19 protein-coding genes are annotated in these 25,543 nt (G+C 41.2%); 4 read left to right on the top strand and 15 right to left on the bottom strand.

The features are described from left to right. Window positions 1–199: 199 nt before the first annotated feature. Window positions 200–1,228 (bottom strand): putrescine carbamoyltransferase, encoded by a 1,029-nt coding sequence (gene ptcA, locus EG2_RS09010; RefSeq protein WP_060814429.1) that lies wholly within the window; start codon window positions 1,226–1,228, stop codon window positions 200–202. Between the two features lie 270 nt (window positions 1,229–1,498). On the opposite strand from ptcA, the gene EG2_RS09005 reads away from it, so the two are divergent. Beyond that, entirely contained in the window at window positions 1,499–2,434 is a 936-nt protein-coding gene (locus EG2_RS09005; protein ID WP_060814428.1) for a response regulator transcription factor, read from the top strand. Window positions 2,435–2,982: 548 nt separating this feature from the next. Here EG2_RS09005 and EG2_RS09000 read toward each other — a convergent pair. From EG2_RS09000 to EG2_RS08970, 8 genes are all read right to left on the bottom strand, one after another. After that, entirely contained in the window at window positions 2,983–4,626 is a 1,644-nt protein-coding gene (locus tag EG2_RS09000; RefSeq protein ID WP_060814427.1) for a peptide ABC transporter substrate-binding protein, read from the bottom strand. Between the two features lie 32 nt (window positions 4,627–4,658). Next, window positions 4,659–6,077, bottom strand: coding sequence for a transglutaminase-like domain-containing protein (locus tag EG2_RS08995; RefSeq protein ID WP_060814426.1), 1,419 nt, complete (start codon window positions 6,075–6,077; stop codon window positions 4,659–4,661). A gap of 2 nt (window positions 6,078–6,079) precedes the next feature. Then, window positions 6,080–7,162, bottom strand: coding sequence for a dipeptide epimerase (locus EG2_RS08990; RefSeq protein WP_060814425.1), 1,083 nt, complete (start codon window positions 7,160–7,162; stop codon window positions 6,080–6,082). A 171-nt stretch (window positions 7,163–7,333) separates the two neighbouring features. Beyond that, complete coding sequence (locus tag EG2_RS08985) at window positions 7,334–9,127, bottom strand: glycoside hydrolase family 2 protein (RefSeq protein WP_060814424.1); 1,794 nt, start codon at window positions 9,125–9,127, stop codon at window positions 7,334–7,336. A gap of 45 nt (window positions 9,128–9,172) precedes the next feature. Beyond that, complete coding sequence (locus tag EG2_RS08980; RefSeq protein ID WP_255210075.1) at window positions 9,173–9,817, bottom strand: carbohydrate ABC transporter permease; 645 nt, start codon at window positions 9,815–9,817, stop codon at window positions 9,173–9,175. Further along, window positions 9,808–10,002, bottom strand: a complete 195-nt coding sequence (locus tag EG2_RS19575) for a hypothetical protein (RefSeq protein WP_249024281.1) — start codon at window positions 10,000–10,002, stop codon at window positions 9,808–9,810. The genes EG2_RS08980 and EG2_RS19575 overlap by 10 nt, the downstream gene beginning before the upstream one ends. Next, on the bottom strand, window positions 9,999–10,928 hold the full coding sequence (locus EG2_RS08975; protein ID WP_060814423.1) for a carbohydrate ABC transporter permease: 930 nt from the start codon (window positions 10,926–10,928) through the stop codon (window positions 9,999–10,001). Before EG2_RS08975 ends, EG2_RS19575 begins: the two co-directional genes overlap by 4 nt. Window positions 10,929–10,940: 12 nt before the next feature. Further along, window positions 10,941–12,314, bottom strand: a complete 1,374-nt coding sequence (locus EG2_RS08970; RefSeq protein WP_060814422.1) for an ABC transporter substrate-binding protein — start codon at window positions 12,312–12,314, stop codon at window positions 10,941–10,943. A 316-nt stretch (window positions 12,315–12,630) separates the two neighbouring features. On the opposite strand from EG2_RS08970, the gene EG2_RS08965 reads away from it, so the two are divergent. Continuing rightward, window positions 12,631–13,503: an AraC family transcriptional regulator gene (locus tag EG2_RS08965; RefSeq protein ID WP_060814421.1), complete on the top strand. Its 873-nt coding sequence runs from the start codon at window positions 12,631–12,633 to the stop codon at window positions 13,501–13,503. A 264-nt stretch (window positions 13,504–13,767) separates the two neighbouring features. Here EG2_RS08965 and EG2_RS08960 read toward each other — a convergent pair whose 3' ends face one another. The 4 genes from EG2_RS08960 to EG2_RS08945 all read right to left on the bottom strand — a co-directional run bounded on the left by EG2_RS08960 (window position 13,768) and on the right by EG2_RS08945 (window position 20,593). Continuing rightward, entirely contained in the window at window positions 13,768–15,603 is a 1,836-nt protein-coding gene (locus EG2_RS08960; RefSeq protein WP_060814420.1) for a beta-glucoside-specific PTS transporter subunit IIABC, read from the bottom strand. Window positions 15,604–15,838: 235 nt separating this feature from the next. Next, window positions 15,839–17,281: a glycoside hydrolase family 1 protein gene (locus EG2_RS08955; protein ID WP_060814419.1), complete on the bottom strand. Its 1,443-nt coding sequence runs from the start codon at window positions 17,279–17,281 to the stop codon at window positions 15,839–15,841. A 4-nt stretch (window positions 17,282–17,285) separates the two neighbouring features. Continuing rightward, a complete protein-coding gene (locus EG2_RS08950) occupies window positions 17,286–18,077 on the bottom strand; it encodes a MurR/RpiR family transcriptional regulator (RefSeq protein ID WP_060814418.1) in 792 nt (263 codons plus the stop codon). A gap of 392 nt (window positions 18,078–18,469) precedes the next feature. Further along, the gene (locus tag EG2_RS08945; protein WP_060814417.1) at window positions 18,470–20,593 is read right to left on the bottom strand and encodes a glycoside hydrolase family 65 protein; all 2,124 of its coding nucleotides are present in this window, start codon (window positions 20,591–20,593) and stop codon (window positions 18,470–18,472) included. 153 nt (window positions 20,594–20,746) lie between these two features. On the opposite strand from EG2_RS08945, the gene EG2_RS08940 reads away from it, so the two are divergent. Further along, window positions 20,747–21,961, top strand: a complete 1,215-nt coding sequence (locus EG2_RS08940) for an amidohydrolase family protein (protein WP_060814465.1) — start codon at window positions 20,747–20,749, stop codon at window positions 21,959–21,961. Between the two features lie 177 nt (window positions 21,962–22,138). After that, on the top strand, window positions 22,139–23,137 hold the full coding sequence (gene mgrA, locus EG2_RS08935) for an L-glyceraldehyde 3-phosphate reductase (protein ID WP_060814416.1): 999 nt from the start codon (window positions 22,139–22,141) through the stop codon (window positions 23,135–23,137). Between the two features lie 171 nt (window positions 23,138–23,308). Here mgrA and EG2_RS08930 read toward each other — a convergent pair whose 3' ends face one another. Both EG2_RS08930 and EG2_RS08925 read right to left on the bottom strand, forming a co-directional pair. After that, window positions 23,309–24,178, bottom strand: a complete 870-nt coding sequence (locus EG2_RS08930) for an ROK family protein (RefSeq protein ID WP_060814464.1) — start codon at window positions 24,176–24,178, stop codon at window positions 23,309–23,311. Between the two features lie 12 nt (window positions 24,179–24,190). Further along, on the bottom strand, window positions 24,191–25,480 hold the full coding sequence (locus EG2_RS08925) for a glycoside hydrolase family 125 protein (protein WP_060814415.1): 1,290 nt from the start codon (window positions 25,478–25,480) through the stop codon (window positions 24,191–24,193). Between the last annotated feature and the right edge of the window lie 63 nt (window positions 25,481–25,543).

Here is a 25,543-nt window from a genome sequence, read left to right as displayed (position 1 = left end):
GGGAATAAGGATTGACCAACGATTGAATGATCTTGTAGCTAGCGGACTCAGCTCATATGAATCCTGGTGCAGGATAAAAGCTACATTGATGTCTGATCAAGCTTCTGCTAGAAAAAAACGTTTATCAAATCGTTGGCCCCTCCTCTAGTACAGAAACAATCCTCACGCATCGTCATGATACGCAGACTCTTTCCCTTCCTCATCTCTTGCGTCTAGTTTCGCCTAGCAAAGCTTCCAAGTCTTTTTTAGCCGCTGCTTTTTTGGTCTCGTCGATTGGATTCTTTTCTTCATAATCTCGCATCAAGTACACTAAGAGACCGCGAATCGAAGTCAAGCGATTTTCTGCTTCATCAAAACAGATCGAATTCGGTCCATCCATGACTTCATCCGTGACCTCTTCGCCACGAGTAGCAGGCAAGCAGTGCATAAATTTCGCTTGTTCACCAGCGCGTTTCATCAAGTCGGCATTCACTTGGTATTTAGGGTAAAAAATACGCATGCGTTCCTCTTCTGATAGTTCCGCTTCATACAGTCCATACCAAACGTCCGTATAAACAAAATCCGAACCTTCGATCACGTCGATTTGATCTGATATCGTATAGGAACCGCCAGACTCTTTGCAAATCGTATCTAATCGTGCGCGATGATCTTCGTTTAACTGGAACCCTTCTGGACCAAATTGAACAAATTCCATCCCCATTTTTGTTGCGATCAATCCTAAAGAGAAACAAACTTGGGTGGCATCCCCAATAAAGGAAACCTTGCAGTCTTCAATGTTTTTGCCTGTCGGAAGATGTTCGATCATGGTGCAAAGATCGCCAAGTTCTTGCGTTGGATGATTGAAGTCAGACATCCCGTTAATAACTGGAATCGTGGCATTCGTTGCTAAGTCATACACACTATGATGCCGTTCCACGCGAGCCATCAAAATATCAACTAGACGAGAAAGAACACGGCTCGTGTCTTCTATCGTTTCATGACCACCCAATTGAATTTGTCCTGGTGCTAGATATTCTGCATGTCCCCCTAATTGTGTCATTGCTGTTTCAAAAGAAACCCGCGTTCTGGTAGAAGACTGTTGGAAGATCATCCCTAATACTTTGTTCTTTAGTAATGGGGGATAAAAACCATTCTTGATAGCCGCTTTGATTTTCAATGACAGGTCAACGATTTGTTGGATCTCCTCCTTCGTGTAATTTTCCGTTGTAATAAAATCTCTTTTTTCCATAATGAAACCTCCTAAGTGATTTGTTTGCTTTTGCATCTTCACTTTAGGTAAAAAAGGGAGAGTTTACGATAAGCTAATAGTTGTAAACGTTATCATTGGCAATTTATACGTGATAGCGGCTGGTTTATTTTTAGATATAAACCAGTTATTTTCCAAGGGTTTACAAAAGTTTAGAGGGAAGTTTAGCGGAATTAAAAGTAAAGAGAAAACAATTGATGTTATAATTAGGATGATAAATCTGGTGTGAGAAAAAATGAAAGGGGATTCAATATGATAGCTATTTTTGTTTACAATATTCTATTGATCATTCTATATTCAATCACGATGACTTTTGCTATTTATGCTTATTTAAAAGAAAAAAAACACTTATTTCTCTGGATCAGTTTGTATTTGGCATTCTTCATTTTTGATAACACGATTATTTATATGACGGAGTTCCTCAATTCCTTTGCCCAAAGTTATGATCAAGCATTTATGAGTGCACCAGCAGTTAAAACCATTATTTTTATGGGAAACGCCTTTTTTTCCATTTCTATTCTTGCCGAACTACAAAAAGAAAAACTCTTCCCTCTCCATTATGCTTTACTGATTGCTTTGGCTGTTTGGATGATTACCACCCCACTGATGGATAATTCAGCATTTAAAGTCTGGCTCTATTACCTTGGCAATCAACTCTTCCTGTTTTATCTAGGAATTTATTGTTGGCAAGGGACCAAAAAGAAGCTCCCTTTACTGAACAAACACTATTTAAAGCAGTTGATGATCATCAATCTCTTCTTTAGTATTTTGATTATTATTGAAGATAGTTTCGTGATTTTCAATGTCGATCAATATAGCTCCTTGGCAACAAAGATTTATAATCGCAGCATCTCAGAGGATATTTTTTCGATTGTTGTCTGTATCTTATTGCTGCACTTCTTTATCAAAGAACGCCAACCACAGGAAGAAAAGCCGCAAGAGCATGACGCCTCTCTCTTGGTTCAAAACTTTTGCCGGCTTCACCAGTTTACCCAACGAGAAACAGAAATCTTTGTATTGCTGTTGTCACATCGAACCAATCAGGAAATCGCCGATCAGCTCTTTCTTTCCTTAGGAACGGTCAAAACCCATGTTCATAATATTTTTATCAAACTTGATATTAAAAAACGCACACAAATTATGATCCTTTTTGAAGAGTACAAAGAAGCCAGTGAAGCAGCCGCCTAAAAAAGGGACTGTGCCATAAGTCTCCTACAAGTAAAAATATCCGAACATTAACTAGTATTGCTTCTGCGGTGCAGAGGCTCCTCGTCGCAAAAGTCCGAGGAATCTGTAGCAATAGCATATGATTCGGTTTAGCTTGTTGGATGATGACTTATGTCACAGTCCCTAGTATTGCTCCTGCGGTGCAGTGGCTCCTCGTCGCAAAAGTCCGAGGAATCTGTAGCAATAACATATGATTCGGTTTAGCTTGTTGGATGATGACTTATGTCACAGTCCCTAGTATTGCTTCTGCGGTGCAGGGACTCCTCGTCGCAAAAGTCCGACGAATCTGTAGCAATAGCATATGATTCGATTTCACTTGTTGGATGATGACTTATGTCACAGTCCCTAAATACGTCTAGACGGCGGGAGCAGAAGCAACTCCTTCGGAAATAAGTCGAAATACCCCAAAACTTAAAAAGCAATTTCTATGTATTTCTCCTTATTTCTTGGAATTTAACACTTCTGTCCCAGCTTCTTTTTAAAGGATAAAAGCCGTCATTGCTACCAGCTTATTCTTCCATATAAGCATACTTGATGATCGTTGACGGTCCGAAAGTTGGATAGTACACACCTTTCAGAGAAGGATTGACCATAATACTACGAGCTCTTTGGTAGATTGGGACGATCCCGGCGGTTTCTTCTACTAATAGTTTTTCTGCTTTGATCATCGTATCCCAACGTGTCGCTAAATCATTGGCATAGGTCGTATTGCTATCAGCAATCAACTGGTCATAGTCTTTATTTTCATAATTCGTGTTATTCGGTGAAACGAGATTGTAAAGGTACGTCATCGGGTCTTGATAATCTGGTCCCCATGTTCCGATAGCTAACTCGTAATCGCTTTTTCGTGTCAATTCAATCGAATTATTCAATGGGACTGACTTGATTTCAACGGTCAAGCCCGGTAAGACTGTCTGTAACTGATCCTGGATGAATTCAGCCACTTTTTTATCTGCATCAGTGTCTTTGGTTAACATCTCGATGGAGATCTTATCCCCAATATCAGCAGTGGCTTTTTGCCAGTAAGCGAGTGCAGTGGCTTTATCCGGTCCTTCGAGAGGCGCATCTTCTCGAAAATCTTTGCCAGTTTCCGGATTGAAGACAAAGTTATTCGGAATAAACCCATTGATTGCTTCTGATCCATCCGATAAGACATCTTTGACTAAAGCTTCTTTATCAATCGCATAATAAACGGCTTTTCGTACATTTTCATTGGCAAAGATCGTATCTTTACCATCTCTTTTCTGATTCATCTTGAAATAGTGGATATAAGAGGTCAGCACCGTCTGTAGTTCTTCGTTAGCGGCATTTTGCTTCACGTATTCCCCATAAATATCCGCCATATCCAACTGTCCTTCGTTGAAAAGATTATACCCTGTAACAGCCTCTTTGATCACTTCATAATGGATATTCTCCAGTTTGATGGCATCACGATTGTAGTAATCTTCATTTTTTTCCAGATCCCACGTAGAGGAAGCTTGATCCCAATTTTTCATCAAAAAGGGGCCATTAGTTAAAATATTTTCACTTGATGTGCCATAAGCATCCCCTTTTTCGGTGACAAAAGCTTCATTTTGTGGAAAAAATGGAGTGAAGGCCAATATCGAAGTCAAATAAGGAACTGGTTGTTCCAATTGAATCTCGATCGTGTACTCATCCGTAGCTTTCGCACCTAGTTCCGAAGGGTCTTTTTCCCCATTGATGATTTCGGTGCCATTTTTAAATGTACCGTCCAATAAAAACATATAGTTTGCTTGATTGGCTGGCGTGGCTAGTCGTTTCCAAGCATAAATAAAATCTTTAGCCGTCACTGGCTCCCCATTACTCCAAGTAGCATCTTCTCTCAACGTGATCGTGTAAGTCAGACCATCGTCGGATATGTTGGGGAAATCTTTGGCAATAGCCGGTGCGACTTTATTGGTGTCATCGATTTGATACAATCCATCAAAGACATTGACTTGGGCATTGATACTTGCCGTATCTTGTGTAGAGAGCGTATCCATCGATCCAATTTCGCTTTGTTCCATCAAATTGACCACACTGCTCGCTTGGGCAGTAGCTTTAGATTCTTTCTGATAACTACAACCTGAAAAACCGATGACGCTAGCAACAACCAACAAAAACAGCATTCTTTTTTTCCCTTTATTCCTCATTTACGTCCTCCTTTTACATGCGTCCCAACCGCTTATCGAAGCGCTTTTTCTAAAATCGTCATCTCGATCAATTCAGCTTGCCAATCCAACTCATCATATCGATAGCCTTTCTTGGCAGACTCAAATTCTCCTCGCTGATTGTCGATGGGGTCTGCTCGTAAGAATTGCTTCGCTACGGTAAATCTCCCTTGAATACAGTTATTAGCAGGTAAGCGAAAAATATCTAGGTTTCCAAAATAATAACGCCAGCGCTCTTCATTTCCCCCTCGAAATGCGCTGCCCCCAAACGAAACATCTACATAAAGCCAACCGTACTCTGGTAGATAGAAGCGCGCCCAGTCATGAGGGCCCACAAAAAATTCTGAAACATATAAACCCGACTCCCATTCAGCTGGGATATTCGCCATACGACACAAAGTGATAAATAAAAGTGCTTGAACCCCGCAGTCTCCTTTCTGATTGACTGCGCAGTACTCACTGATATTCGGAATCGCATAATATTCTCGCATAAACGAATAGGTCACTTTGGTGGTCACAAAATGATAAATCGCATACGCACGTTCCAAGGGATTTTTTGCTTCCGGCAAAATTTCCTGCAATAATTGCTGTAGAAAAGGCGTAAATTGAATATGGGGAGCGAATTCATTGAGCGCTGATGCAAATGCGGTTTTTTCCGACTCAGTCAACTCACGAATCATGGTTTGCTCATCCAACAACTGGAATAAATCCGTATAAATAGCCGTCAACTCATAGCTGTGTTCCACAGTCGCTTCAATTGAAGAAGGCTCGTTGGTTTCAAATGCGATCGTTCGCTGTGGTGCAGTGAAGGGATCAATCTGCTTGACCTCTCCTTTTGTCTGAAGAATCTTGGCATTTGCTACCTTTCCAGTGTCTCGAGGCAAAGGAATATGCGTCAAGAAAGGACCGTCTTCTTTATTAAGCGTTAGTGGTCTAAGTGATTGTTTCAAAACGATTCGAGCAGTCCTTTGTCCGAGTTGTTTCATTTTTTCTACATTCTCATCCAGTTCTATTTGTCGGGCACTGTCAATTCCGTTTTCTTCCTCAAATAAATAGCGCGTATAATAGTCTGAGCGCGTCTTAACGAGATTAGCAATAAAGCGTTCATGGAAAACTTTTTTGCCATTCCAGTAGATCCACTCAACCTCTCCTGCTTCCACTAAACGATCCAGTTCTTCTTGCTGAAAATCGACAAAGGACTGTTGCATCATCTCCAGAGCTTTGGTTTCTTCATAGGGATATTGCTTTGCTTCAAAAACAGTCAAAACCTTTAATTCCGTTTGCAAACGATCTTTTAAGACTTCACTGATACGGGCATTGTTCAGCTTCTGATGAATGAGTCTACGTGTTAAAGAAAAATCACCAAAATCTTTGGCTCGTTGAATGTCTTCTGGTAAAGGAACCACTAGATTGGATAGATCATTAGGATCCATACTCACAGCGCCACCTCCTCTTTTTGTTTAACCCCTAATCCAGCCGTTTCATTAAGTTGAATCACCGGTGTTTTTTCTGTACCAACAACCCCTTCATACGCAAGAACTGCTAAATCAAACGTCGCATCAAGGTCAGCGAAACGAACATTTTTTTGTGCAGCAACAAAGTGAGCTGCCGCTGCGATGCTAATATTGGTCTCCCCTGCCATACAACCTACCATACAAGGGATATTCGCAGCTTCGCAAATACTATTGATCTGTAACGCTGGATAGATGCCGCCACATTTCATCAATTTGATATTGACAGCATCTACTGCATCTTTTTTGATCAATGATAACGCATCTTGAGGTACAAATGCCGCTTCATCTGCCATGATCTGTTGGGTAACCTGAGTTCTGATAAAGGCTAATCCATCAATGTCACTAGCAGGTGTTGGTTGCTCAAAAAAAGCGATATCATATTTCTGCAACTGTTCAATCATTTTTATTGCCTGCTTTGCCCGCCAACCTTGGTTGGCATCAATTCTCAGTTCGATGGCTGGACCGACAGCTGCCCGAATTTGTTTTACTCGTTCAATATCGTCTTTCTCATCCAATCCCACTTTGATCTTCAGTGCAGTAAATCCTTGTTCCACAAACAATTGAGCATTCTCTGCCATCACTTCTGGAGTATCGATGGAAATCGTCATATCTGTCTCTACTTGGTTATCCTGACCGCCTAAAAGCTGATACAAAGGAAGTCCTGTACTTTTTCCCAATAGATCATAACAAGCCATATCGAGAGCTGCTTTGGCAGACCCATTGCCTTTCATGCACTGGTTCATGATGCTATGGATCCGGCTTAATTGCCGTGGATCTTCTCCAGTTAATGCATCAGCCAATAACTTTAGAGCAGCTTCACAGCCTTCAAGTGTTTCCCCTGTCACTAAGGGTTCAGGTGTTGCCTCACCGATCCCAAAGTTCCCTGTGTCAGTGATCACTTTAATGGTCAAATTGCTGACCTCAGTAATAACGCCTAATGCAATTTTAAATGGCTTGCGCAACATTATTTTATTTGCAGCAATTTCCACACGTTCAATTTTCATATTCATTCCCCCCTCTAACTTAAAATTGACTATATCACTCCGTTTTTTTCTTTTCAACACTTTTTCTGAATTTTCTGAATTTTATTTTTATACAGATTATGCATAACACTACCAACTTATCTCCTTTGAGCAGTGGATTTAATAACAAAAAAAGAGCAAAAATTTGCTCTTTTAATCAGATAATTGTATTTTATTAACAATCATCGGATGCCAACGGACATTGATTTGTTTGATTGTATCAAGCGAACATTTTGGTTGTCGATCAGCTGTTAACAAACCGTTTTTTTCTTGTTCAACATCCGTCAACTGCGTATAACAAAAGCCGTGAAGAATTTCTGACTGATAGACAGCATCAATCACCCGCTGATAGTCCTGAATAAACTCTGCTTCATTAGCTGCATTGGTATATCCCCAGCCTTGAGCCCCGGTATCATAGCCGATCCCGCCAAATTCTGTTAATAAGATAGGAACATTTTGATGTTGAAATCCTGGACAATAAATTTTTCTGCGATTGGGTTCAGAAGCTAAAATCGTATCTTTTGTTCGCAAACTCGCCACAAAATGCTCGTATTTCTCCAGTTCTTCTTTCGTTCCATGAACATAGCTGTGAATCCCACAAATATCACTTTCTGTCATCTCCCAGCCATCATTTGAGATAACCAATCGAGTAGGATCTAAAGAATGGATCAAGTGATAAATCGCCTGCGAAAAATGCTGTTGCTGACGATCGACACTAATGTTCGGTACCCCCCAGCTTTCATTGATCGGTACCCAAGTTGTGATACAAGGATGATTGTAGTCACGGTCGATGATCTCTTGCCATTCAGCCATCACTTTCCCCCCGCTAGCTCGTGTATAAACACTTGGTGAGGCACATTCTCCCCAAACAATGAATCCTAACTGATCTGCCCAAAACAAAAAACGGGGGTCCTCTACTTTTTGATGTTTGCGACAGCCGTTGAAGCCCATTGCTTTGGCTAATTCGATATCTTTCTTGTAATCTTCATCTGTAGGAGCTGTCATGAGACTTGTGGGCCAGTAGCCCTGATCCAACACTAATTTCTGGTAATACGGACGGTTATTTAAGTGGACCATGCCATCTTGAATATGAATTTTTCGCATGCCAAAATAGCTTTTAACGGTATCGATACACTTTCCTTGTGACCAAACATCAAAGACAACATCAAAGAGATTCGGGGTCTCTGGAGTCCAAGTCCATCCGCGACCGTGAAAGTCACTGCGGTCGATCTTTTGATTAAACAGACTGTAAGAGCGTGTGAACTGGTGCTCTGTCAACTGCTGGCGATCAGAAACGATCAGCTCTGCGCCGTAATAAATTCTGGTACACAATTCTTTATCTGTCAAATCACCAGCATAATGATAGGCGATCTCTACGGATCCCCGATCAAACTCACTGGTATAAAAGACCTTTTCTAAATAGCCATTTCTGTCAACTGCCTCCAACCAGACTGTCTGCCAGATACCCGTTGTTCGGGTATACCAGATAGCAGCAGAATGTTCCTGCCAATATTGCTTGCCTCTTGGTATTTCTTCATCTGTTGATGGATCAAAGACCTTCAGTGTGAGCAGATCTTTGTCAAAGGTCAAATAGTGAGTCACATCAAAAGAAAATGAGGTGTGTCCGCCAATATGTTCCCCTACTAACTGATGGTTGATGTAGACCCAGCAATGGTAATCGACAGCGCCAAAATGTAACAATAAACGTTTGTCTTGCCAAGTATCTGGCACCACCAGCTCTCGCTGATACCAAACACCGTCATGAAAGCTTTTAATCTCAATTCCACTTTGCTTGGACTGAAAGACATAAGGAACTTCGATCATTTGTGTCAATGCTTGTGGCTGTTGTTCCTCTAGGTTGTCGGTAAAATCAAATTGCCACTTGCCGTTTAAATTCAGCCATTCCCTTCGTTCAAATTGCGGGCGCGGATATTCTGGTCTGTTCATAGTCGTCCTTTCCTTTTCAAACTATTTTTTTATCTAGCAGGCAAACTAGCCTTTGCTTCCAGAAGTAAGACTGATTCCTTGAATGAAATACTTTTGACCGAAGAAAAATAAAACTAACGCAGGAATCGTCATTAATGTAGAAGCCGCCATCATGATATTCCATTGAGAAGAAAATTGCCCTTTTAGTTGCAATAATCCGAGAGCTAATGTTTGTTTGCTAGGATCATTCAAGTAAATCAAGGGGCCAAAAAAATCATTCCAAGTATTCATAAACGTAAAAAATCCTACAACCATCATGGCAGGTTTAACTAACGGAAGCATGATCTTATAAAAAATCTGCCAGTGGGTTGCACCATCCAGGATCGCCGCTTCATCTAATTCTTTTGGGATACCAGCAAAAAATTGTCGCATCAAAAAGACATTGAAACCACCACCGCCAAAAAAGGCTGGGGCGATCAAAGGTACAAAGGAATTTACAAATCCTAATTTATTCCACATCATAAATGTGGGAATCAACGTCACTGCACCTGGAAGCATCATTGTCGCAATGACCATCGCAAACCACATATTCTTGTATTTAAAATTCAAGCGGCCAAATGCGTAACCGCATAAGCAAGAAGTAAAGACATTCCCGATAATACAGGGAATAATAATCAAAAACGTGTTAACGAGATAGGTCTTTAGATCCAAAACTTGAAAGACATCTGCGTAGTTAGAAAACAATAATTGATCAGGCAGCCACTTAGGGGGAACTCAAATATTTCATAGGAATCCATAAACGAGCTGCGTACTAGCCATAAAAATGGAACCAATGAGACCAGTCCAATCACCACTAATGGAATATACATCATGTATTTTGCTTTTCTCATGGTCATTTTTCTTGTCCTCCATAATACACCCAATTTTTTGCCGTACCAAAAACCAGCATAGTAAACAAACCAATAATCACAAATAGGATCCATGCCAATGCGGATGCATAACCAAACTGATTTTCTTGGAATGCTTTGCGGTAGATCAACAATGCGTAAAACAAGGTCGCATTATTGGGGCCGCCTCCAGTCATAATGTATGCTTGCGAGAACGTCTGGAAAGACCCAATCAACCCCATCACCAAGTTAAAGAAAATGATGGGCGAGATGGCTGGCAATGTCACATACAAAAATTTATGGCGCCAATTGCCGCCATCTACTTCCACAGCCTCCATCAGGTCTTGGGGAACATCCTGCAGCCCAGCTAAGAAAACCAGAGCGGTACCACCACATCCCCATACGGCCATTAAAATCAAAGATGGGATCGCTGTTTGTTCATCAAAAATCCAGTTAGACGGCGGCAAATGGAAAAATTGCAAAACAGAATTCAGCAAGCCAAAATCCGGGTTGAATAACCACATCCATAAAATGTTTGAAGCCACCGCTGGAACTACCACCGGCAAGTAGAACAATGTTCGAAAAAATGCCTGCCCTTTGACTTTGACATTCATCAGTAATGCGATCACTAGTGCAGCGATCAAACTACTTAGCGTACTGCCAAAAGCAAATGTGAATGTCACAACCACCGATTTTTTGAAAAACAGGTCATCCATAAAAATCGTACGGTAGTTATCGATGCCGGTAAATTTGAATGCACCGATGACATTATAATCCGTAAAACTAAGAATCAGACTAACGATCATGGGGATGATAGTAAAAATCAATAATCCGAGAATCGCAGGAGCTGCAAAAGCATACCCTGCACGATTCTCTTCTTTGTGTAAATCATATCGTTTCTTTTTAGATTGTTCATCTGTTTTAAGTGTGATCATTCCTTCGTCCACCTACTTCACATACTCGTATTTGTCCCCGAACTGTTTCTCTAGTTTTGGCAAAATGTCTTCCTCAACTACTTCTCTTGGAGCTTTCTTGCCAGTCCAGACCTGTTCTAACGCGGGGTTCACGATTTGCTCGATCGAAGCAGCATCTTCGCTGTAGAAGGCCTTGTTTTTTGTCAACGCGTGTTCTTTTGCTTCAACCAGTGCTTCTTTTTTATATTCTGGTGAACGATCGCTTACGGCCCATTTTTGGAGATACTTTTCTTCGGAAAACCAATTGTCTTGGTTAGGCAGCCAGAGTCCTGAATCGATGACATCTAAGCTGTTCTCAGGATCTAAAAGATACTCTAAAAATGTTTTGGTTTCTTCCCAATGTTCTTGTGTGTTTTCATTATCAAAAACCACGATTGGCGGACCAAAATTCATTTGAACGACTTTTCCCATTTTTGGTAAAACACCCATACCTAACGCTAACCCTTTTTGTTCGATAGCGTCCCCCAGAGAACGTAAGTCCCAAGATCCTGTGATCGTCATCGCTACCCTATCTGTCAGCATTGCGGTATCAGTTGAAGGAATCGTACTTGCCTGTGAGGGTTTCGGCATCACATAATCTTTGTACATCAAATCCTGAATTTTCTCTAACGCTTCAATCGAAGCATCTGTTCCAATCAGGATCTGTTTGCCGTCCTGACTAAGCACCCCACCGCCATTGCTGATTAAGAAAGATTCATAGCCTAGACCAGTAAAATTGGAGATCCCATAGGTTTTGATATTTTTTTCGTCAAAACCAGCATCGCCTGGATGATTGCCATTTCGGTCGACTGTCAGTTCTTTCAGAATGGATACAAATTTGTCCCAATCCCACGCTTGATTGACATCATGAGGTGGAACTTCAACCCCATTTTCTTCAAAATATTTCGTACTGTAGAACAGTGTAAGCATACCTGGCCCTGCAGGCGATCCAAAGACTTTCCCGTTGTACTCCGAGCGTGTCTCTGCGATTTTGTTCTCAAATGGTCCTCCTGATTCATACAGCTCTGTCAGATCCCTTAAATTGCCGCTCTTCCCCCATTCTGCCGTGCTTGTTTCAACCATATAGCCGACATCTGGAAGTGTTTTGGTACTAGCCTGTGTGTTTAGCTTCTCCATATAATTGTCATAAGGAATCTGCTGCGCTTTTACTTGGATCTCGTCTTGTGATTCATTAAAGTTTTTGATCAATTTATCGATCGAATCTTTCTCCAATGTATCGCCCCAAAAAGAAAAATTGAGGGTAACTTTACTCGCTTGATCACCAGCATCATCATTGCTCCCACATCCCGATAATAAAAAACTTCCGCCTATAACCAATGTGGAAATGAGTAGACCAATTTTTTTCATCTTCTTTGCTCCTGCCTTTTTATATTCCATTTGTATGCGCATACAATAGTTCAAAAAGAAAATCAGACGGATTATTTTTTACAAAATGATTGCTTCATGTTGCCAAAATAATGCTGTCTGTTTCTCTTTACAATTTATACTATACAAAACGAAAATACATATTTCTTCCCGAGTTATGTGTTCCTTATTCCCGATTTTTGTTTGTCTCTATTTTCTAAATTAGAAATCGATTACATTTATTCTATCAGGCACATCACACAGTAAAATGAAGAGAGCAACACCGCATCACTATCTATAGAACAAAGGAGTAGAATACATGAGCTTATACTTGGAAATTCCTGAAATCAATCCGCTGTTCCCTTTCAAAACCTTTACAAATGAAGGGTGGTCGATCACTTATCCTCACTGGCACAAAGAAATTGAATTTATTTATTGTTTGGAAGGAACTGTCAGATTAGGGGTGGATGACGAGATCATTCAAATGCATGAAGACGAGATCTATTTTTTTTCTAGTGGTGAACCGCACTTCTTCTTGTCTTCGCCAAATAGTGAACGAATCGTTTATCAATTTGATATCAAACTGTTTCAAGGGCATGACAATATCTCGCCAAATGATCGTCCATTGGCCAAAGTATTTGAGACCGTCGTCAATTACAGTAAAGATTGGCCTACCCCGATCCAAAAAGAGATTCAGACTATCTTGCTTTCTATTTATCATGAAAACCAGAAACAGCGTGAAGGGTATCAATACAGTATTTTGAGCAGTTTGTATAAATTAGCGAATCTCTTGTACCAACTGCCATTGAAGAACAAAAAAACAGAAAAAGCCGCTTTAGATAGTACATTAAAAAATCGCGAGACATTGTTCCAGATCGACACCATCCTCGACTATATTGAGTCCAATTATTTAAATGCGATCACGATTCAGGATGTTGCTGATCATGTGGGGTTTAGTCCTAGTTATTTCTCGCGCTTCTTCAAAAAAAATATTGGGATGTCTTTTACCAGTTATCTGGCGGAATACCGCATCCATCGGGCAAAGTATATTTTAGGAACAGAGCTGGTTCCCATGGCAGAAGTAGCTGCCCGCTCAGGCTTTTCTAGCGTCAAAACCTTTCATCACGTCTTTAAATCAATGGTTGGCACTTCTCCTATGAAATTTCAAAAAAATATTTTCGGCTTTCACTAAATAACTACGCAAGAAACCTATATAGTCACCAAATCGGCGAATTCTGCATTTATAACATTTTGTCCAAATTAAGCAACGCCCAACCATAAAAAAGAGATCTGGAAGCGTCAGATCTCTTTTTTATTCACTCTAAATTGAAGTTCTCAAAAAAGAATCAATTGGTTTTTTTACCAATTGATTCTGACAGAAGAATTACTGATTATCAGAGTGCCTAATCTACACGGAACTTACTTGTACTTAGTGAATAGAAAAAACAGCCCTCAATTAATTGATAGAAAATAAGTAGTCCCCCATTTTTACTTGCTCTTGAATGGTTTTAGCAAAACTATCATGTTCAGGAGTATTTGTGACAATGACTGGAATCGTTACATCATATCCCGCTTCTTTGATTCGTTGTCTGTCAAAAGAGATCAGCGGTTCACCAGCTTTCACGTATTGATTTTCTTCCACATGAAGTGTAAATCCATCCCCCTCCAAACGTACTGTATCGATACCAATATGGATCAAAAGTTCCACGCCATTCTCTCCTCTTAATCCGATAGCATGTTTTGTCGGTGTAGTCATAATGATGTAGCCATCGAATGGAGCAGAAACTACATCATCATCAGGAATAATCGCAATGCCATCGCCCATCATTTTCTCCGCAAACATGGGATCATTCACTGATTCCAAAGTAACAACGGTTCCTTTTATTGGGCTATTGATTTTTATGGCTGCTTTAGCCTGATTGATGTTGTTCTCTTTGATACGCTTTTTTTCTAAGAAAATAGTTAGTGTAAATGAGACACAAATCGCAAGCAGAATAACAATGATCGAAAACCAGAAGTTTGAGTTAAAGCCAGAGCCATCTGTTGGGATGAATGTCGGAATGGCAATTAATCCTGGTGACACGACTGCGTACTGCTTCAGTTGAACAAATCCTGCTAAAATACCGCCAACTGCTCCACCCGTGATTGCCCCGATAAAGGCACTGCGGTAATTGATTAAGACGCCGAAGATAGCAGGTTCAGTGATTCCCATCACACCTGTTAATCCAGAAGAAAGTGCCAAGGCCCTCTTCTCGGTATTCTTTTCACTATAAGCAATGGCCAACGCTGACGCGCCAACAGCCACATTCGCTGCTAGCATTGCTGGCATGACAAATGAGTCATAGCCATAATCTCCTAGCATTGCAAAAACAAGTGGAAACAATGCTTGGTTTGTTCCCGTCATCACAAGCAACGGGGTAGCTGCCCCCAACAAGCCTACGGAAAACCAGCCTAATTTATCATACAAAAAGCTCAAGCCATTAGCGATATATCCTCCCACTTCATTTCCGATAGGACCTAATAGAATCAAGGTTACCGGTACTGTGATCAAAATGACAAGCAATGGTTTAACAAAGTATTTGATAGACTGGGGAATCAATTTATCTGCGATTCGATCAATCACTGCCATAAATAATACCCCGAATATCACTGGGATCGTTGTGGTATTATAACTCATTGTCGGCACTGAGAGACCTAAGAAAGTAAGTCCTTCTACACCATTGATCAGTGAATGAACAAGAATTGCGCCTAAGAACATCCCCATCATTCCATTGATACCTAATTTACGCGCAGCACTAAATCCGATATAAATGGGTAGAAAATAAAAGCCTGCATCATTAACAGCATTTAAAATCGTATAAGTTCCACTTTCAGCAGACAATCCGAAAAAGGTCACACCAATAGTTAAAACAGAGGATACCAACCCAGCTGCTACAAGAATAGGCAATACTGGAACAAAGGTGCCACTGATAAAGTCAACGACTAATGCCCCATAATCTTTTATCCTTCTTTTTTTTCGATCAGTGGATGTGTTTTCACTTTTATGCTCTAATTTCTCCATAAACATTGTATATACTTTAGGGACATCTGGTCCAATGATCAATTGAACATCGTGATCTCTTTTTACTGTACCTAAGATCAGTTTATTTTTCTTCAGCTGATCATCATCGAAGACGGATGGGTCATTCAATTGGAGTCGTAATCGAGTAGCACAATGGTTCGCTGTTTGTACGTTTTCGATTCCGCCGATGTGATCGATGATATACTCAACTAGTTCACTATAATTTGTCATAGCCGATTCATCCTCATTTCATTTTATAAATCGCTTTCATTTCATTTGATAATTAAAACCGGATCATCTGTTTCTTAGCAAACTGCCTATCCGAACGATACTGATTTTGCTCCTAGGAACCGCAAGATCAGTGTCATAAAAATACGAATACTCGCACCGTTCAGTGACTATCGTTCGGATAGTATAGTGTCTACTGTTTTATGTTACAAATCTATAGTTGTCCCCCGTTTCCTTCTCACTCTGGACGTTTCAGGGACTGCCCATTTGAATGAATCACTTCTTTGTACCAATAATAGGAGTCTTTAGGAATTCTTCGTAGGTCTAGCAAGGCTTCATCGGTTGTATTGATATAGACAAGTCCGTAGCGTTTTGCCATCCCATTTCCTGTACTCAATAAATCGGTAAAGGACCATGGATTGTAGCCAAATACTTTTGCGCCATCTTCAATGGCTAATCCAACTTGATAGATTTGATCATTCAAGAAAGCAATTCGTTCTTGATCATGAACTTTGCCGTCTTCTCCTAACGTTTCATGGGCACCGTAGCCATTTTCCGTGATGACCATCGGCAAATGATAATGATCTTCCATATACCGTAATAAGTAACGCATGGCAACGGGATCAATTTCCCAATCCCAGTCTGTGGTCTCAACAAACCGATTCACTGTTTGAGCAAAAATTCCCGGATAATTTGGATAAACGAATTCACCTTTCTTCCCAGACTTATTCAACCCAATCTCCTGACGTTGCGAGTCGACTGGTGATTCTTTTGCAACATTGCTGCGATAACAATTGATACCAAAAAAGTCAATTTTTGCTTGGGCAACTAATTCCATGTCTCCAGGGCGAATATCTGGATCAATGTCGTGTTCTTTCCAGTATCGTTTGATGAATCCATTGTATTCACGATTGGCATTGAAATCATTCCAAATTTTTTCGGTTAATTCTTCTGCATTCATTGCTGCAATCTGATCTTCTGGTTTAGCAGATTCGGGATAAAACGGAACCATCCCAGGAACGGGCCCAATTTTCCCATCCTCAACTAACTCATGACAAGCAATCACTGCTTTAGCATGACAGAGATTCATAATATGGTTGACTCTCCATTTGTCTTCGAACCACGTCTCTGGATACTTGCAGACACCTAACCAATCACCATAGACGATCTGCATATTTTGTTCATTGATTGCTAGCCAGTACTTTACTCGGTCTCCAAAGGCATTGAAGCAAGTTCTGACATACTGATCGAAGGCATCGATGATCCCACGATCATACCAACCATTAAACTCTTCATCTACCCACACCGGCATGTCATAGTGATACAAGGTAACGATTGGTGTAATCCCATGAGCAACGAGTTCATCAATCAACTGATTATAAAAATCAATGCCTAATTGATTCTGAACACCAGAATTATCTGGATAAATTCTAGGCCAAGCAATAGAGAAACGATAAGAGGTAAATCCTGCGTCAGCCATCAATTGAACGTCTTCTTTGTATTTGTGATAATGATCAGCTGCAATCGAATTATCGGTATAGGGCTTTTTTTTCTTACTATTCAAGTCAATGATCGCTGTAGAACGACCATCCTCTGCCACTGCGCCTTCTACTTGCCAAGCAGCGCTTGATGCTCCCCACAAAAAATTATCTGGAAATGTTGGTTGATCCTTAAAATGCATGACCTTAGCCTTCTCTCTTATATTTAAGTAAATAACCATTGAATAATAAATCAAGGACAAAATCAATGCCATAGGTATAGTAAAGCAACTCATTGATTTCTTTCTCATGTGTTTGTGAACTTAAATGATACAATTTGTCAAAGTAACGATTGTAAATTGGGTTGCGGTTGTTGGTAAACAAGATTGCTGTTGCTGGAATCTCTTTAAATACATCTAGCATGGAAGAAACAAATAGACCCGAAAGTGAAAAAACAATGATCAGTGGCTTTTTATAAGCAGTTAATGCGACAGTTAGATCATCTTTTGAGGTTAGTAATGTGATTCGTTTGCCAAAAATAACCATCCGTTGCTGAAAAGTTTTGACGCTCCCTGCGATATTGCTGGAGCATAAAATCATTACCTCCTGATTGCTATTGATCAGTCGAACCAAGCGATCGACTTCTTGTGTATTAAAGCGTAAGCTAAGTTCTTCCATTAAAGAAACAATGTTGCTTTGAAGCTTCGACAAGAAATCCTCATACCCATAAAATTTCTGAAATTCACTGATGCCATCATCAAATGTTTCCGCGTTTCTTTTCATTTCCAAAAAATTTTCGTACCCTAATTGTTTGGCAAACCTTCTAATTGAAGCTCGCGAGACATGCTTTTCTTCAGCAATTTGATAAATGTTCCATCGTGCCACACTCTTAAAGTTATCCAAGAAAAATTTTGCCAACTCAAATTCCACTGTTCCTACTTCATTTTCGTTCACAATATGATTCAGCTTATAAATAAAATTCAATCGATTATTATCCATTTTTTTAATCTCCCTTGGCCAAGTTTGATTGTATCCATAGTATAGCGTATCCGTTTACAAAAATGGGGTGCATATCTTGCACCCACGAGGAATATCCTAGGAAATCAACTAAGTTTGTTGCCCTTCCCTTCCAGTTTATCAATCACGACTCCTTGATTAGAAGATTCATTGCATGTCACCTGAAGATAGCTTTTAGACAGTTCGTATTGATGGGGCATAGAGTTTGAATAAAATGGGGCCTTTTACGAACAAAAAAAGAATCAATTGGTTTTTTTACCAATTGATTCTTGCGAATGATCCAGCAAACAGTTGCTCACGGCTTACAACCTCGGAGCGGTTGCTGGCATCTGCTCATTATGGAATGTTGTCATGCTCTATTTACAGACCTTCTTTCAGATCTTCTTTGCTATCTTTCTCACCCAGATGCCTTTGGCAGTTTGTTCAATGAATAATCCAGATTCAGGAGCCAGCTGACACTCTACTGATCCTTCCCTTAAGATAATTCGCAATTCTTCCCCTTGATAAGAAAGCTTAAAGGCAAGTTCGTCTATTTCTGTCGGGAGGTGATTGGACAATCGGATTCCTTCATCATAATAAAGACCAGCAAAACCATAAATCAAACTTAGCCAGCTGCCCCCCATATTTGCCGCATGGATGCCATCAACGACGTTTTTTTGCAGATCCGTCAGATCCATCAGTGCGGTATCCATGAAATAGCGATACGCTTTTGCTGTTTCTCCGATACGACTAGCCATCACACTGAAAATCGAACGAGACAGCGAAGAATCATGGGTGGTGACTTTTTCATAATACTGATAATCTTGTTTTAGTTGTTCTAGGGTAAAATCACCCATAAAAAGCATTTGCGCTAATACAGTATCCGCTTGTTTGCAGACTTGATGTTTGTAAATTATCATCGGATGATAATGCAACAATAAGGGATAGTTAGCAGCTGGTGTCTCTTCAAAAGGCCAGACAGATTGTTCAAGAAACTCATCATCTTGCTTGGTAAGTCCACGAGACGCATCATAACCGAAGTACATGAGGTCTGCGGCTTGCTGCCATTGATCGATCAGTTCCATATTCTTTTCGTATCGTTTCGCCAGTTCAATGGCATAATACAAATTGTTTTGGGCCATTTTGTTGGTATAAAAGTTATTGTTGACCAATGCACTGTATTCATCCGGTCCGGTGACACCATTGATACAAAAAGAAAGTTTGCCGTCTTTTTCGATGAAATCACCATAACTCAACCAAAATTTTGCCGTTTCAAAAACGACTTCACTGCCGACTTCTTCAATAAAGCGGACATCTCCTGTGACCCGTTCATAGAGTTGAAATGCATAAACGATATCGGCATTGATATGCAGTTGTGCGGTTCCGGCAGGATAATAGGCACTCGTTTCTTGACCATCAATGGTGCGCCATGCAAACAGTGCACCGTCTTGGCTCAGCTCTTGTGCCCGTTTTTGCGCTTGCGGTAAAATAGTTGCTCGATAGGTAAGCAATGCTTTTGCAATGTCTGGATTGGTGTAAGTAAAAAAAGGCAACAAATACATTTCAGTATCCCAGAAATAATGACCTTCATAGCCTTCACCTGTCAACCCCTTGGCAGCAAAATTGGTTCTGCCATCTCGTCCTGCCCCCTGATTCAAGTGAAACAGATTGAAGCGGATCCCCATTTGTAGTTCTTGATCACCCGTGATCTCGATATCACTCGCTGCCCAAAACTGCTGATAGCTTTCCCGCTGTTCGGCAACGAACGTTTCAAAATCAACCGCGTCTTGATAAAAGGGTGCGCCCTCTGCTTCTTGTAATCGCAGTTGAAAAACCGTCGTCAGGGATTCTCCAGATTGGATTTGCCCATCGCCGCCTATCACCCGAATCGCCAGTTTTTTTTGACTATGAGGGGCTGTCCAAATGGCATAGTCGCCATGCTCTTCTTTCAGAAGCTGATGCTCTTTATTCGCAACACGAGGATCATCTGTTTGATTGACTGTGAAGCGCTGGTCCAATGGATGGGAAACAGTGATCGGCTCTGTGAAATTTGCATTTTTGATTGTGTAACGACAAACATAAAATTCACTGCGCGTCATGGAGGCAAAAGATTGCATCTCAAGATCAAAAGCTTTTCCTAATGGGGTTTCTACATGGTAAAACTCATGAAGGATGCCTTCTGCCATATTTAATGTCAGCTGGATTTGTTCCGTCTGCCAAACGCTGTCCGTCGACTGCTCTTGTCCGATACTTAAAGAAAGCCCCCGCAGGTTGGGTAACTTGCAGATGGTCTGGTGTTCTTTGGCATAGCCATAAGCCCATTCGCCATATTGGATTGGTTCACTGTCAAAAAAACCATTGACAAAAGCCCCAGGATTCCCAGGATAGTTCGCATTCACTTTAAGGGGATGCCCTGCTCGGACACCGATTTGACCATTCCCCACAGCAAACAGCGTTTCTAAATATTCCGGTTTCTGATGAGAGAGTTCTTGTGCCTGCAATAAAAATCGTTTGTCCATCTCTGTTCGTCTCCTCCGCTTTTTTCTTTCAGTTCTATCCTACACTACTAAACACCCATTGCAAAGAATCCGACTTCAGCGGGGATGGGCATCTACTTTGGTTCTTCTGACAGAGTATGGTACCATGAAACAAACTTGAAAGAAGGCGATTACTTGGATTTATGGCTAACAAATATTCGAATTGAAACAGGCTACATCAAAGAAAATGGCTGGACCTCTGGCAGCCAAACCAAACGGGTGGCAATTGGGATCAGTGAAGAAAAAATTACCGAGATCCTTCCCATGGAGGAATGGAAAGACACACCAGGAACAACTGTTATCGATGGCCATGGCCAGTTATTATTACCCGGCTTGATTGAAAAACACTGCCATTTGGATAAAAGCAAATTAGGAACCCCATGGCGTCCTGTCACACCGGCAGCCAACTTAGTAGAACGTTTTGAAACAGAGATTCCTCAATTGGATGCATTGCCTCTTTCGATTAAAGAACGGGCACAACAATTGATCGATTTGGAATTGCCTCATGGTGTCGTGTCCTTTCGCTCTCATATTGATATTGAACCAATGACTGGCTTGCGCTATTTTGATGCACTAACTGAATTGCTTGCTGACAAACCATTTGGTTCGGAACTTGTTTTGTTCCCGCAACACGGTCTGCTGCGATCAAATGCCGTCGCATTAATCGAAGAAGCATTAGCTACTGGTAAAGCATCCTTCATCGGTGGTGTCGATCCTTATACATTGGATCAAGATTATCAGCAATCATTAAAAACAACCTTTGAGCTGGCAAAAAAAGGCAATGTTGGCATAGACATTCATCTGCATGATCGCAAAGAAGCCGGTCGTGCAACGATCAAAGAAATCATTCGGCTGACCAAAGAATATGCTATGGCAGGCAACGTCTTCATCAGCCATGCCTTTGGCTTAAATGATTTTGAAGGAGCTGAACGCACAGAAGTTTTTCAAGCTTTAGCAGATCTGGACATTCACATCGTTTCAAGTATTCCAATCAGTCAAGGAACAATTCCTCCCCTTAAAGAATTACAAAGTTATGGGGTTGCTGTTCACATTGGTTGTGACAATATTTATGATTCTTGGTCATCACTCGGTGACGGCTCCTTACAAGAAAAGCTCGCTCGTTATTTAGAGATTTTTGGCGTTCAATCCCAAGAAGCATTAACCCAAGCATTAGGCTTGGTAACAGATGGCAAAGTGCCATTAGACCAAGAAGGAAATCAACAATGGCCAAAAGTTGGCGATTCTGCTGATGTTCTTTTGACCCCTGTTTCTTCAACGGCTGAATTTGTCGCCCGCAAAGGACACGTCAGCTGCAGTTTCTTCAAAGGACAACCAATCTACAACGCATAACCAATGATTACTGACAAAAAAAGCCGATTTGCTACAGAAATGTAGGAAATCGGCTTTTTACGAATCCATGGTTGCACAAAAAATGATTTGGTCACCACTCTTTTGCTAATTTTGCTTGACGCTGATCCGATTATTCGGTTTACTTATGATAGCGAATACAAAAAGTGAGGGATTACCATGTATACTGCAAATATACAACGATATGAACGCATGACATATAACCGTGTCGGCAAATCAGGTTTAAAACTTCCTGCAATTTCCCTTGGTCTATGGCACAACTTCGGTGATACGGATCCAATTGCGAAACAACGAGAAACGATCCTAGGAGCCTTTGATCTAGGCATTACCCATTTTGATTTGGCCAACAACTATGGTCCCCCTGCAGGATCGGCAGAAAAGAATTTCGGCCGCATTTTAAAAGAAGACTTACAGGCTTATCGGGATGAATTGATTATTTCATCAAAGGCTGGTTACTATATGTGGCCTGGTCCCTATGGTGAATGGGGTTCTAAGAAGAATTTGATTGCCAGCTGTGATCAAAGCCTGCAACGTCTAGGCCTAGATTATGTCGATATTTTTTACCATCATCGCCCAGATCCAGACACACCATTGGCAGAAACGGCTCATGCACTGGACTTGTTAGTACGGCAAGGAAAAGCCCTCTATGTTGGTGTGTCCAATTATTCTGCAGAACAAACAAAAGAAATCGCCAAGATTTTGAAGGACCAAGGAACCCCCTTTATCATCCATCAACCTCGCTACAATATGTTTGATCGTTGGATCGAAGATGGATTAACAGCTGTCTTAGAAGAGGAAGGATTAGGTGCGATCGTCTTTAGCCCTCTGGCACAAGGATTATTGACGGATCGTTATCTGCATGGTATTCCCGAAGACTCTCGAGCGCATCGCTCAGATAGTCCTTTTTTGACAGAAGATCGTGTAGCTCCAACCTTAAATGTAGTCAGACAATTGAATGATATTGCTCAAGAGCGAGGACAAAGTTTGGCAGAAATGGCATTAGCTTGGCTGTTGCGTCAAGAGACTGTTGCTAGCGTATTGATTGGTGCTTCTCGTTTGAGTCAACTACAAGCAAATGTCCGGGCTTTGGACCAATTAACTTTTTCTGCTGAAGAACTAAAAAAGATCGACGAAATTTTAGTGCTTTTAAAGAAATAAGCGTTTGATTTGCTCGCTGGCCTTTCCCATGGGGGAACTGCCCCGCATTGAGTAAAATGGCGGAAACTTCATTTCAAACAACAAAGAAATCAAACGACCGCAGTGTGTATTGTCCAGAAGCTATTAATGCTTCGATGCAATAACCCTCGCGGTCGTTTGGTTCTTTAAATTTTAGTTGATTGATTCTTTTTGCCAATCAATGGCTAATTGCAGGCAGCCTTTGATGCCACTTTCATTCACTAGTTGCCATGGAACAATGTACTCTTCTACGCTTGGAATCGAAATGTAGCCCCCTAGTTCCAACAAAAATTGTTCTCTGATTTTTGACAGCAAGTGGGTCTGATTCATGACACCACCGCCTAAAATAATCTTATCCGGTACAAAGGACAATGTATAATTGACCAATGCTTGCGCTATATAATAGGATTGCAGCTCCCATACAGGATGATTTTTAGGAAGGGTCTCTCCCTTTTGCCCCGTTCGTGCTTCGATGGAAGGACCGGCAGCCAGCCCTTCAAAGCAATCCTGATGATAAGGGCAAGTGCCGACATATGAATCCTCTGGGTGCCGTTTAATCCGGATATGCCCCATTTCAGGATGAGATTTGCCTTGGAATAACTGGTTATTCACGATTACGCCGGCACCGATCCCAGTCCCCACCGTCAGATAAATACAGGTATCGCAGTCTTGAGCAGCCCCTTTTTTTAATTCCCCATAGGCCGCTGCATTGACATCTGTTGTCCAGACCATTGGAATCGGATAGCGTTGTTTTAACGTCCCCAAAAAGTCAAAATTTTTCCATCCCGCTTTAGGTGTTGCCAAAACATGCCCATAGTTGGCTTGCTTGGGATCCAATCCGATTGGGCCAAAGCTGCCGATCCCCATTGCGGCCAGCTCATACCTATCAAAAAATCGGAAAATTCCGGCCAGTGTTTCTGCGGGTTCTCTCGTAGCGATTCGCTGTGAAGCAATAATCTTCCCCTCTTGATCCGCTACGGCACAGTTCATTTTTGTTCCGCCTGCTTCTATGCCTCCATACATCATTGTCTATCCCTACTTTTCTACTCGAATATCGAAATAATCCATTACAAGCTCACAAAACATCATGTTTGCCCAAGAAAACCACTCACGAGTGTAATCCGTTGGATCATTGACATTGATACCCTCATGCATCAAATGCGTTCCTGCATCGATCGATACTAACTGATCTAAAATTTGGGCTTTTTCTTCTTTGTTTGGTGTCGTCAATCCAGTCATCGCCATCGCGATTGGCCAAACAAAATTATGCGGTGTATGAGATGAGCCGATACCACTAGCAAATTCGCCTTGATAGTAATAAGGATTTTCGTCACTTAAAAGTGTTTTTCTCGTAGCTAGATAAGTTGGATCGTCTACAGTGCCATACCCTAGATAAGGTGCAGAAATCAGGTTCGGTACATTACTGTCGTCCATGACAGAGGCATTGCCTAGCCCATCCACTTCATAGGCATAAATCGTTTCACCAGCCTGATTCGTTGTATATGCATATTTTTCGATCCCTGCTTGGATCTCTTGCTTTAAATCGGCTGCTTCGGCCACTAACGTTGGCTCATCTAAAATGTCGGAGAAAATTTGCTCAAGATAACCTAAAACCACGACAGCGAACATATTTGACGGAATCAAATAGCCATAGACACAAGCGTCGTCACTTGGACGAAATCCTGACCAAGTCATCCCTGTCTTAGCAACTGGGGTTCCTTTGCCGGCGAACTTCAGCGTATCTTCTTGGCGTTCTGTTTGGCGCTCAAATCGATAAGGCGATTGTTCATGGTCTTGTTCTGTCCGAAAGACGGTTAGGACTTTTTTGACTCCTTCAATAAAGTTTTTATCAAAGTGATCGGTGCGCCCGGTGTTTTTATAAAGTAGATAGGCCAACTGGATCGGATAGCACAATGAATCGATCTCATATTTCCGTTCCCAGATCCAGCCGTTCAGTTCGGTTAGATCATCTTGATGTCCGGCGAAATTTTCTGTTTCATTGAAGGCATTAGCGTAAGGATCGATAGTGATAAACATAAATTGCTTTTTGACTAATCCGGCAATCATATCAGACAGTTCTTGATCATCTTTTGCTAAACACAGATACGGACGGACTTGAGCGGTTGAATCCCGCAGCCACATTGCCGGAATGTCACCTGTCAAAACAAAGGTACTGCCATCTTCTTGCTTCTTGACAGTGGTTAATACGGTATTGGCAAATGCCGCATTAAAGTTTTCCGCCCAATTTGCATGGTCTTCGCCACAAAGAAACGTGATTTTCTCCATAAAACTCTTAATTACATTCGGTATTTCGCTGTATCCCATCTTCTTTTCCCCTTTTACAAAGAAGAGCCGACAAAAGTAGACAAAGCCGCTGGTCTTTCTGCA

It is taken from the genome of Enterococcus gallinarum NBRC 100675, from assembly GCF_001544275.1.
In the GTDB taxonomy this organism is placed as follows: Bacteria; Bacillota; Bacilli; order Lactobacillales; family Enterococcaceae; genus Enterococcus_D; species Enterococcus_D gallinarum.
Note: the sequence above shows the minus strand (reverse complement) of the source record. Positions and strands in the feature narration are given on the sequence as shown.